At 36.1% G+C, this 11785-nt stretch carries 10 protein-coding genes; 6 read left to right on the forward strand and 4 right to left on the reverse strand.

Going from position 1 to position 11785, the window contains the following annotated elements; genetic code table 11:
- Positions 1 to 132 precede the first annotated feature (132 nt).
- Positions 133 to 1074, reverse strand: coding sequence for an SPFH domain-containing protein (locus D7004_RS20025; protein ID WP_123207602.1), 942 nt, complete (start codon positions 1072 to 1074; stop codon positions 133 to 135).
- Positions 1075 to 1165: 91 nt separating this feature from the next.
- Between D7004_RS20025 and D7004_RS20030 the strand changes: the two genes are divergently transcribed.
- Both D7004_RS20030 and D7004_RS20035 read left to right on the forward strand, forming a co-directional pair.
- Complete coding sequence (locus D7004_RS20030) at positions 1166 to 3208, forward strand: M13 family metallopeptidase (RefSeq protein ID WP_123207603.1); 2043 nt, start codon at positions 1166 to 1168, stop codon at positions 3206 to 3208.
- A 151-nt stretch (positions 3209 to 3359) separates the two neighbouring features.
- Entirely contained in the window at positions 3360 to 3545 is a 186-nt protein-coding gene (locus D7004_RS20035) for a hypothetical protein (RefSeq protein WP_123207604.1), read from the forward strand.
- 65 nt (positions 3546 to 3610) lie between these two features.
- Here D7004_RS20035 and D7004_RS20040 read toward each other — a convergent pair whose 3' ends face one another.
- The 3 genes from D7004_RS20040 to D7004_RS20050 form a co-directional block, all read right to left on the reverse strand.
- The gene (locus D7004_RS20040; RefSeq protein ID WP_123207605.1) at positions 3611 to 3790 is read right to left on the reverse strand and encodes a hypothetical protein; all 180 of its coding nucleotides are present in this window, start codon (positions 3788 to 3790) and stop codon (positions 3611 to 3613) included.
- A 64-nt stretch (positions 3791 to 3854) separates the two neighbouring features.
- Positions 3855 to 4952: a CapA family protein gene (locus D7004_RS20045; RefSeq protein ID WP_123207606.1), complete on the reverse strand. Its 1098-nt coding sequence runs from the start codon at positions 4950 to 4952 to the stop codon at positions 3855 to 3857.
- An 84-nt stretch (positions 4953 to 5036) separates the two neighbouring features.
- Positions 5037 to 5594 (reverse strand): C40 family peptidase, encoded by a 558-nt coding sequence (locus D7004_RS20050; RefSeq protein ID WP_056872672.1) that lies wholly within the window; start codon positions 5592 to 5594, stop codon positions 5037 to 5039.
- Between the two features lie 687 nt (positions 5595 to 6281).
- On the opposite strand from D7004_RS20050, the gene pdhA reads away from it, so the two are divergent.
- The 4 genes from pdhA to D7004_RS20070 all read left to right on the forward strand — a co-directional run bounded on the left by pdhA (position 6282) and on the right by D7004_RS20070 (position 11763).
- Positions 6282 to 7277: a pyruvate dehydrogenase (acetyl-transferring) E1 component subunit alpha gene (gene pdhA, locus D7004_RS20055; protein WP_123207607.1), complete on the forward strand. Its 996-nt coding sequence runs from the start codon at positions 6282 to 6284 to the stop codon at positions 7275 to 7277.
- A 32-nt stretch (positions 7278 to 7309) separates the two neighbouring features.
- Positions 7310 to 9037 (forward strand): pyruvate dehydrogenase complex dihydrolipoamide acetyltransferase, encoded by a 1728-nt coding sequence (locus tag D7004_RS20060; RefSeq protein WP_123207608.1) that lies wholly within the window; start codon positions 7310 to 7312, stop codon positions 9035 to 9037.
- 300 nt (positions 9038 to 9337) lie between these two features.
- Positions 9338 to 11116 carry a DUF885 domain-containing protein gene (locus D7004_RS20065; protein ID WP_123207609.1) on the forward strand — a complete coding sequence of 593 codons (1779 nt, stop codon included), beginning with the start codon at positions 9338 to 9340 and terminating at the stop codon, positions 11114 to 11116.
- Between the two features lie 95 nt (positions 11117 to 11211).
- Positions 11212 to 11763, forward strand: a complete 552-nt coding sequence (locus D7004_RS20070; RefSeq protein ID WP_123207610.1) for a hypothetical protein — start codon at positions 11212 to 11214, stop codon at positions 11761 to 11763.
- Positions 11764 to 11785 lie beyond the last annotated feature (22 nt).

An 11785-nucleotide genomic window follows, 5' to 3' on the forward strand; every position in this document is an offset into this window, starting at 1 on the left:
GTAAAAAGCCCGCTAAAATTCTAAATTTTAGCGGGCTTTTTTGTATTCATGGTAAAACTTACGAAGTCTAACAGGCTAAGAGCAGAGAAGAATCGGGAGTTTAATAAACGAAGTTTAGATAAAGCGCCAAACCTATTTCGCTTGCTGTCCAGGCTGATTTTGCCTGTTGAGTTGCATAGCCATCATTTCTTTCATGGTTTTATTCATGCCTTCAGTACTTCCATCCAAGAAAATAATATTTCCTTCGCCATATTCAGCAAATTGTTTAATTGCTTCGGTCCACATGGTGAAAAGAATGACCGATGTATCTAAATTGGCTTGTTGCATTTCATGTGCAGCATTTGTCATACCCTTTGCAACTTCTTCTCTAAACAAAGCAATACCTTGTCCACGTAATTGAGCAGCTTCACGCTCGGCCATTGCCGCAATTTTTATTGCATTACCATCGGCTTCGGCGCCTTTAGTTTTAGTAATTAATAAAGCCTGACCTTCATTTTCTGCTGCTGCTTTTAAATTATTTGATGCAACCACACGACTCATTGATCGCATAATTTCTTCATCAAAAGTTATATCGTTTAATTGCAAATCTTGTAAATGATAACCCCAACCATCCAAAACCTGGTCAATTTGTTCTTTTACATGAAGTACAATTTCATTTCGCTGTGCTAAAACATTTGCTTGTTTTTGTGTTGCTACATAAGCACGGATAGAACCTTCAATTGTTCTGATTAAAGCTTGCATTAAGTTGGTAGCATCAACAAACTTAAAGGCTACATTTTTTATGGTTTCTTCATCCTGATTAACTACCGAATAAAGAAGCATTGCCTTAAAATAAACATTTGCCTGATCTTGCGTAACGGCCTGAAATGATAATTCAACCGAACGGTTTTGAATAGAAATACGCGAATAAATCTGTTCAATTAGAGGAATTTTAAAGTTTAAACCTGGGCGTAACTGGCGTTGATATTTGCCAAAGACAGTAATTACCGCTATGGTTCCTTGCTTCACTGTAACAAAAGAACTCAAGAGAAGAATTATTCCAAAGAAAATTAGAATGTAAACTACGTATTGCATAACATTAGATTTTTTTTGAAGTTATAAAAAATTCATGCAAACTACATCATGCTTTTCGTAGCTTTAATAATTGATAACTTAAATACAACTCATGAAAAGAAAATTATATCTGCCGGCCGCAGCTTTATTACTATTTGCAGCCTGTCAGAGTGATAAAAATCATCAAGCAACAGAAACAGATCAAAGAACGGTTTTTTTTGATACTGCAGGAATGGATAATACTGTAAAACCTGGCGATAACTTCTTCCTTTATGCCAACGGTAAATGGATGAAAAATACCCAAATCCCCAAAACGGAAACTGGTTGGGGTTCGTTTTATACCTTATATAATGATAACATTAAAAACCTAAGAAGCATTTTAGAACATGCTGCAAAAAGTAGTGCAGGTAAAGGAAGTGCTGAGCAAAAAGTTGGCGATTTCTACGCCAGTGGAATGGATTCTTTAACCATCGAAAAACTTGGTGCCGAACCAGTAAAGCCGTTACTATCAAAAATTGATGCCATTAAAAATGATAAAGACTTAATCAATTTTATTGCAGAAGGATTTAAAGAAGGTGAAGGCGATTTGTTGGGTTTCGGGATAGAGCCTGATGATAAAATGAGTTCGAAAAATGCTTTAGTATTTATGCAATCTGGAATTAATTTACCAGAACGTAGTTATTATTTAGATCAAGATGAGAAAGCAAAAAAGATTAGGGCGGAATATGTAAAATACATAAATAAAATATTCAGTCTTGCGGGCGATTCAGTTAATGCAGCAAAATATGCCAATGATATTTTAAGTTTAGAAACGGCTTTGGCAAAAGCCCATTCAACACCTGTTGAACTTCGCGATCCGCAAAAAAATTACAATAAATTCTCGGTTGCCGATTTTCAAAAACAAATACCAAATATCGATTTTAAAACAGTTTTAAATAAATTAGGAGCGAGTACAGATAGCGTAATAGTACGCCAACCAAAATACTATCAAACATTATCTGGTTTAATTAAAAGTCAACCAATTGCGATTTGGAAGGAAAAACTAAAATTCGATGCGTTGAATACTGCTGCAAATGCGCTTACCAAGGAATTTAGAACTGCACGATTCGATTTCTTTGGCAAAACATTGTACGGTCAGCCATCGCAAACCGAAAGATGGAAAGCAATGGTAACCAACACAGACAGAAGTTTGGGCGATTTATTAGGTCAGCTTTACGCAGAGCAGTACTTTAAGCCTGAAGCCAAAAAACGCATGCTTGAACTGGTAAACAATTTGCAAAAAGTTTATGAGGATAGAATAAAGAGAGTGGATTGGATGACTCCCGAGACCAAGAAAAAAGCATTAGAGAAATTAAATGCCTTTGTAAAAAAAATCGGTTATCCTGATAAATGGAAAAAATATGATGATGTAGAAATTTCTAAAAACACTTATTACGCAAATCTTCAATCGGCTAAAAAGCACGATTATAAAGAGATGATGGATAAATTAGGTAAACCAGTTGATAAAACAGAATGGGGAATGACGCCGCCAACTGTTAATGCTTATTACAATCCTTCGTTTAATGAGATCGTTTTCCCGGCTGGGATATTACAATTTCCATTTTTTGCCTTTAACGCAGATGATGCGATAAATTATGGTGGTATTGGTGCGGTAATCGGTCATGAGATGACACATGGTTTTGATGATCAAGGTCGCCAGTATGATGCTGCAGGAAATCTAAAAGAATGGTGGACAAAGGACGATGCTGCTAAATTTAAAACCAAAGCTGATAAAGTGGTTGCATTTTACAATAACTTCTCTTTACTAGATAATCAGCATGTAAATGGCGCACTTACATTAGGCGAAAACCTTGCCGATATTGGTGGATTAAATATTGCTTACGATGCATTTAAACTAACCGAACAAGGTAAAGGAGATAAAAAGATTGATGGATTTACACCAGACCAACGTTTCTTTTTAAGCTTTGCGCAGGTATGGAGAATAAAAAACCGCGATGAAAGCATGCGTGTTAGATTAAAAACCGACCCACATAGCCCTGAAATATTTCGTGTAAATGGTCCGGTTTACAACATGGAAGCTTTCTATAAAGCATTTAATATTCCGGCTACTGCAAAAATGTATGTTGCATCGGCCAATAGATTAGGGGTTTGGTAAAAGATTAGTTTAATTAGTTCAATTTAAAGCCACAGATTAACAGATTTAAAATCTGATAATCTGTGGCTTATTTTTTTTGATTAGCTTATCTTTTTATTCAAATGAAACAAAAATCAAAAATTATTGTCTTTACTCTGATAATTTTAAAACTATGAACGTAAAACGCACTTTTGGAACAGTCCTGACTATTTTAGGAATAATTGGATTAATTTATGCAGGTTATGGATTTGTACAACACAGTCAGGATACCAGAGGATTATTAGTTTATGGTATAATCGGATTGATATTCTTTGTTTCTGGAATTGGTTTAGTAAAAAATACCAAGGATGAGGTGTAATTTCATCTACCAACCTATCTATTTTAATAAATACTAATAGTTTCTTCCTGAAGGATAAACATATATTATTTTTTATTTCTTCTAATTATCAAATACTGGCTAAATGCAACCAGCGAGCCTGCTAAAATTATTATTCCGGCAGAAACTATATTTTTTGGGTTTTGATTAATGTAATAAGCAGCTGCTAAAACTAAAATTGCTGCTGCAATACCAACGATATAGTGTAGAATTAATCCTGTTTTCATGTTTTGAAGGTTGAGAATGAGGTTGAGGTTAAGGTTGAGATTGAGGTCGAGATTGAAATTGAGATTATGGCTGAACTGTTATCCTATTATTTTCGAATTCAAGCTTGTGCCCAGCAAAGTCTTCATCTGTTAATTGTTTAATTCTTTTGAGTGCAGTATGATTTTCATCCACTGTTAATCTGCTTATTTTTTCTTGTTTAACTGAAATTACATCAGCATATAAAAAATCGCCCTTACCATTTACTTTAACTTGAAACAGTGGGGCAAAACCATTGTTTCCCTTTAAGCTAAACATACCATAGGTACAAAAATTACCCATACTGTAAGTAATGAATTTATTTTTGTAAACTTCGACAGCTCTGCTAACATGTGGTCCGTGTCCTAAAACGATATCCGCCCCGGCATCAATAACAGCATGCGCAAAAGCATAAACATTTCCACGATTCTCATTATAAAAAATTTCATTTTTACGCGGAACATGTTCAAACCTTGCCCCTTCGCCTCCACCATGGAATGAAACTATAACAATGTCAGCTTGCTTTTTTAAGCGACTAACCAATGCCTTTGCACTATCAATTTTATTAATCGATACCGTGTTTTCATTTGGGGCAAAAGCGCAAAAAGCATATTTAACGCTATCTTTTTCAAAAATCTCAAAAGGTTTATTTACTTGCCCAGCATAATGCAATTTTAAAGAGTCTAGAATCTTGGCGGTATTTTTCCTTCCTCTCGAATCGAAATCACCTACATGATTATTTGCGATGCTTAAAACATTAAACCCTGCATTCTTATAAATTCCGGCATATCTTTCGGGCATTCTAAAAGCATAGCAATTATTAGGATTTATACCATTACATTTTGTAGAGTTGCCGGAGTTCAAAAAACAGCCTTCTAAATTCCCAAAAACGATATCTCCTTTCAATAAACTGTCTACAGCTTGAAAACTATTTACAGCATCATCCGGAGGTAGATTACTAGCAGATGGAAATGCCGAACCCAGCATAATATCTCCAACAGCCGTAATCGATATGGTATCTTTAATTTTGCGGATTACCGTATCAGCTTCAGGCTGTGAGGTGACAACCTGGGCACTATTGCTCGTGCAGCTAATCAATAAAGCTAGAAGAAGGGATGATAGAATTATGCTGTTTATTATTTTCATTAATTGATTTTATGGTTATAAAAAAAATCCTCCAGAATTGCTTCAGGAGGATTGTATGTATTTAATTAAACTAAATTTTAAATTTTATTCAACTGTGAAATCCTTTTTAAACGACTCCAAAATTCTTCCGCCTTTATAAAAATAGCGACTGTAATAAGGTTCGTTTAAGTTACTGATAACTACACCGCGAGAACTAGATGCATGTGCAAATCTGTTATCACCTAAGTAAATACCGATATGTGATATGCTTCTGCTTTTAATTTTAAAGAAAACCAAATCACCTTCTTTTAAATCTTCTTTAGAAAGTGGGTCAACCATGCTAAAGATATCACGAGAATTTCGTCTGATGGTGGTGTTGAAAACTTTGTCGTAAATCGCCTTTGTAAAAGCTGAACAATCTATCCCTTTTTTGGTATTTCCACCGAAGCTGTAGGGAGTTCCAATCCATTCGTACACAAACTTGTATAACTTTAAGTTCGAAGTCGCATCTACTGCAACACCCATAACTTGCGAGAAATACTGTGATGCAAGATTATCTGGATCTGTTAATTCTTTACCGGATTCTTTTGTTTTTGTTTGCGCAAATGCGGCTGAGAGCGTACAAATAGCGATTAGGGATGAAAACAAAAATTTTTTAATCATGTTATACAGTTATGTTTGGGTAATCTACTTACACATTAACGTACACCACTTGGGCTTATTGTTGGTTACCAAAAGTATTAATTATACAAATGTTATCCAAATGTTTGGTGCAAAAATTAAAAGTTATTAACATTTCCACTATTTTATTTGATAAAAACACATTGTGAGAATAATTTTTAGCAAGCAAATTCTCATGCTTTAATCTGTTCGAAAATCACGCCACTCGATTCGATACTCCATTGAAAAATATCATTGCAATGAATGTCTTGTCGGGCTTTAATTTACTTAGGTTAACCTTTACTCTTTTAAGCCCGACAGCAGCAATTATACTTTTTTGTAGCAGATAATTAAAAATCTTGTAGAAACTTTTGCAAAAAAGATAATGCGAATGGCGGGGCTACCATAACCGAAAAGCTACTGCAATTGCCTATCTAATAAAAATAATAATTATAGCAAAATGTAGTTTGGCAAAATTAAATTTCTTTATATTTTGGTTTCACGAATGGGTTAAACTGTGTTTTATAAATCTGAAAAAATTTACCTTAAAAGACAATTTAGCATAAACAATGGAGTTTTTTAAAAATATGCTAGATTTGGTTAAATACCATGATGTTTTTACACTAAAAAGTGCCAAAAATTACAATAAAAAAATTAGATTTGCTCACGCAAAAAAACAAATATCCTAAAATGAGTGCAGTAGAAATAAATAAAGATACTTGGTTAAAGTGGTTCGAATCGATGTTGCTTATGCGCAAATTCGAAGAGAAAACCGGCCAGTTATACGGACAACAAAAAATTCGTGGCTTTTGCCATTTATACATTGGGCAAGAAGCTGTAGTTGCAGGAGCGATTTCTGCTATGCAAAAAGGCGATTCGATGATTACAACTTATCGTGATCATGCTCATGCTTTAGCTTTAGGTGTAAGTGCAGATAGCATTATGGCAGAAATGTATGGTAAAGCTACTGGTTGCTCTAAAGGTAAAGGTGGTTCAATGCACATGTTTAGCAAAGAACATAACTTTTATGGAGGCCATGCAATTGTTGGCGGTCAGATTCCTTTAGGTGCAGGTGTTGCTTTTGCAGAAAAATATAAAGGAACAGATAATGTTAATATTTGTTACATGGGCGATGGCGCTGTTCGCCAAGGTGCACTAAACGAAACGTTTAACATGGCAATGCTTTGGAAATTACCGGTAATTTTTGTTTGCGAAAACAATGGTTACGCTATGGGAACTTCAGTGCAACGTACAACCAATATGACTGATATTTATAAAATCGGTTTAGGATTTGATATGCCATGCGCTCCTGTTGATGGTATGGACCCGGTTGCAGTACATAATGCAATGGATGAAGCCATTCAACGTGCCCGTAAAGGTGAAGGACCAACATTCTTAGAAATGAGAACATACCGCTACCGTGGCCATTCGATGTCTGACCCTGCAAAATATCGTACTAAAGAAGAATTAGAAGATTATAAAGCTAAAGATCCGGTTGAGCTTGCAAGAGAAACGATTCTTAAAGAAAAGTATGCAGACCAGGCATGGATTGAAGAAGTAGAAGCCAAAGTAAAGGCAACTGTAGATCAGGCTGTAAAATTTGCCGAAGAATCTCCTTGGCCAGAAGTTGCAGAGCTATACAAAGATGTATATATGCAGAAGGACTATCCTTACGTAATGGATTAATAATTTAAAAGATTTTCAATTAAAAATATATAATGGCTGAAGTAGTTAGAATGCCCAAAATGAGCGATACCATGACAGAAGGGGTATTGGCAAAATGGCATGTTAAAGTTGGCGATAAAGTAAAAAGCGGAGATGTTTTAGCTGAAGTAGAAACCGATAAAGCAACTATGGACCTTGAATCTTACGAGGAAGGTACTTTATTACATATTGGTGTTGAAGAAGGCAAAGGCGTTCCTATTGATGCAATTATTGCTGTAATTGGAAAAGAAGGTGAAGATTTTCAGGCTGCAATTGATGCTGCTGGCGGTACTGGTAAAACAGAAGAAAAACCTGCTGAAAATGCTGAAGCTCCAAAAGCTGAAGCTCCAAAAGCTGAAGCTGAACAGCCAAAAGCTGAAAGCGAACAACCAAAGGATGAAACTCCTGCTCAAGGTGGTGGTTTAAGTGAAGAAGAATTAGCAGAAAAAGGCGTTACCGTTATTCGTATGCCTTTGTTGAGCGATACTATGACTGAAGGCGTTATTGCCGAATGGCATAAAAAAGTAGGAGATAAAGTTAAGGATGATGACGTTTTAGCTGATGTAGAAACCGATAAGGCAACTATGGAAGTTATGGGTTATGCAACCGGAACTTTATTACATATTGGCGTAGAAAAAGGTGCTGCTGCTAAAGTGAATGGCATTATAGCTATTGTTGGTCCAGAAGGTACTGATGTTAGCGGAATTTTAGCTGGAGGTTCTGCTCCTAAAAAGTCCGAAACTCAGGAGTCAGCAAGTCCGAAATCTGAAGATGCTCCGAAAGCAACTGCTGATGCGAGTTCATCTGCACCAGTTGCTGAAACATCTTCTGATAGTCGTGTTAAAGCATCGCCTTTGGCTAAAAAAATTGCAAAAGATAAAGGTATCGATTTAGCACAAGTTGCGGGTAGCGCAGAAGGTGGCCGAATCATTAAAAAAGATATCGAAAACTATAAACCAGCAGCTCCTCAAGCAGAAAGCGGAAGTGCTAAAGCTGAAAGCGCTCCATCAACAGAGAAAGCTGCTGCTGCAGCACCAACAATCCCTACTTATGTTGGCGAAGTTAAATTTACAGAACAACCTGTTTCGCAAATGCGCAAAGTAATTGCAAAACGCTTAGCAGAAAGTTTATTTACCGCTCCGCATTTCTATTTAACCGTAAGTATAGATATGGATAATGCAATGGCTGCCCGTACGGCAATTAACGCTGTTGCTCCTGTAAAGGTTTCATTTAATGATATCGTAATTAAAGCGGTTGCAGTTGCTTTGAAAAAACATCCAGCTGTTAACTCATCATGGGGTGGCGATAAAATCCGTTTTAATGAACATACAAATATTGGTGTTGCTATGGCTGTTGAAGATGGCTTGTTAGTACCAGTTGTGCGTTTTGCTGATGGTAAATCTTTATCACACATCTCTGCAGAAGTAAAAGATTTTGGTGGTAAAGCAAAAGCTAAAAAATTACAACCAGCAGATTGGGAAGGTTCAACTTTCACAGTTTCTAACTTAGGTATGTTTGGTATTGATGAATTTACGTCAATTATCAACTCTCCAGATGGTGCAATTTTATCAGTAGGTGCTATTCAAGCTGTTCCAGTTGTTAAAAATGGTGCTGTTGTTCCAGGTAATGTTATGAAATTAACCTTAGGTTGCGATCACCGTGTGGTTGATGGTGCAACAGGAGCTCAATTTTTACAAACTTTGAAAGGTTTATTAGAAGAGCCAATCAGGTTATTAGCTTAATAATTTCTCATCCTGAGCTTGTCGAAGGATAATATTAATATTAAAGCCAATTCTTTTAAAAGGATTGGCTTTTTTAGTTTTTTTTGCTTTGTTGGTGCCAAATATCTCCTGCTAAATTCACAGATCTACGCAGATGTTTATTTGGAATGGTTATCCTAATTTAAGTATCTGCGTTAATCATTTTAATCTGAGGGGGGTAAACTATTGTATCATAAAACCTGCATCAATGTTCATGAATAACGGCAATAACAAAAAGCGCCCAATTTTTACTATTTTTGATTAGAACCTAAACCTAATCTAATGAAGAAATTTTTTCTTTTTGCAGCTTGCATAATTGCAATTGCTGCTTGCAAGCAAAACAATAAATCTGAAGGTGCCGAAGCAAACCAAAAGTTTGCTTCAATGTGCGAAACGTATTACCAAGATGGATTAAAGTTAAATCCGATAGCAGCCACATTTATTGGTGATGAACGCTACAATGATCTATTACCAAATGATGGTTCTCAAGCTTATATTAATGAGAATAAGAATTTTAATGAGCGGTATCTTGATAGTTTGAAAAGCTTCGATAGAGCGAGTTTAAATCAGAATGATAAGCTGTCTTTCGATTACATGAAAGACCAACTAGAAATGAATCTGGAAGGTTTTAAATACCATACTGAATATTTTCCTTTTAACCAGATGTTTGCTTTGCCGTTGATGTTTGGGCAATTAGGTTCAGGTACGGGCGCCCAGCCTTTTAAATCCGTTAAAAATTATGAAGACTGGCTAAAACGGGTTAATGCTTTTTCGGTTTGGGCCGATACAGCAATTGGCAATTTCAAAAAAGGAGCAGCTGCAGGTTTTGTACTTCCGAAAGCTTTGGTGGTAAAAATGATTCCGCAAATGCAAAGTATGCTAGTAGCAACACCAGATCAAAGTTTGTTTTATGGTCCTGTTAAATTAATTCCAGCTTCTTTTTCATCTGCCGAGAAACAAAAAATTACGGAAGAATATCGCAATGCGATAACAAATGTGATTATCCCGACTTACAAAAAATTAGGCGACTATTTGCAAAATGAATACCTCCCTAAAGCAAGGGCCACATCTGGCTATGGTGCCTTACCGAACGGCGCAGAATGGTATGCATACTTGGTTAGGCAACAAACTACTACAAACAAAACGCCTGAAGAAGTTTATCAAACAGGCTTAAAAGAGGTTGCACGAATTAAAAGTGCAATGGATAGCATTAAAAATAAAGTTGGTTTTAAGGGTGATTTAAAAGCTTTCTTCGAATACATGAAGACAGACAAAAAATTTATGCCTTACAAAAATCCTCAGGAAATTTTAGCTGCATTCGAAAATATTCATCAACGAATGAAACCAAATTTGAAAAAAATGTTTGAAAATGAGCCAAAAACTCCTTTTGAAATCCGACAAACAGAAGCTTTCCGAGCGGCATCAGCAAGTGCAGAATACAACCAGGGATCGGCAGACGGTAAACGTCCGGGGATATTTTACGTACCAATTCTCGATGCAAAAACATTCAACACCACTTCAGGCATGGAATCTCTTTTCCTTCACGAAGCCATTCCAGGTCACCACTATCAAATTTCGTTAACTCAGGAAAATAGTGCATTACCTAATTTCCGCCGCTTTGGAGGTCACAATGCTTACGTTGAAGGTTGGGCGTTATATTGCGAATCTTTAGGCAAAGAACTCGGATTGTACCAAGACCCATATCAACACATGGGGGCTTTAGGCGATGAGATGCACAGAGCAATCCGTTTGGTTGTTGATGTTGCAATCCACAGCAAAAACATGAGCCGAGAAGATGCAATAAAGTACATGACCGATAATGAAGCGATAAGTACGGAAGGTGCAACTGCAGAAATTGAACGCTATATGGGTATTCCTGCACAAGCATTAGGTTACAAAACTGGCGCAATGAAAATTAGAGAATTGCGAAATAAATATGAAAAAGAGCTTGGTACTAAGTTTAAACTTTCCGCCTTTCATACCGAGGTTTTAAAAGATGGTTCGTTACCGCTTTCTGTATTTGAAGCGAAAATGAATGTTTGGGCAGAAGCACAGAAATAATCGTAATTAGTTAGGAATTTCCAAAGTGTAAAGGAACGTACTTTTCTTTAAACCCTTTCATCAATCTTTTGTTAGATAATAAAAAGACTTAAATCATGGATAAAGGAAAGTTAATTCAAGAAGCGTACTTGGTATCGCATAAAATAGAGGAAAACGGAAATTTCCCTAATAATCCAATCTATCCGCTGATGATATATAAAGGTGCTTTTTTAATTCACCCTGATGATGATATTAGTGTGATTAAAACTGTTTTTGAACAAAATGGCTATAGCAATACTTGGGTAGATGGCATTTTTGATTACCACCATTACCACAGCAATACACATGAGGTGATGGGCGTTTTTTGTGGAAATGCAGATATACAATTTGGTGGTGAACATGGCGTTTGTATTGAATTAGATAAAGGCGATGTGGTATTAATTCCTGCTGGTGTTGCGCATAAAAGGCTTAGAGCCAGCGAAGATTTTACTGTGATTGGGGCCTATCCAAAAGGGATTGGTTATAATATGAAATATGGCGAAGCTGGCGAACGCCCTGAAGCTGATGAAGATATTGCTCAAGTTGAAAAACCGGAAAATGATCCAGTTTATGGCAAACAAGGACATTTGTTTGATTGCTGGTTTAATCAAAACTGTAAAAATGTTTAAAACTCTTTGCCTGTAACCATTC

The sequence above is a fragment of the Pedobacter jejuensis genome (assembly GCF_003725795.1).
Classification (GTDB): domain Bacteria; phylum Bacteroidota; class Bacteroidia; order Sphingobacteriales; family Sphingobacteriaceae; genus Pedobacter; species Pedobacter jejuensis.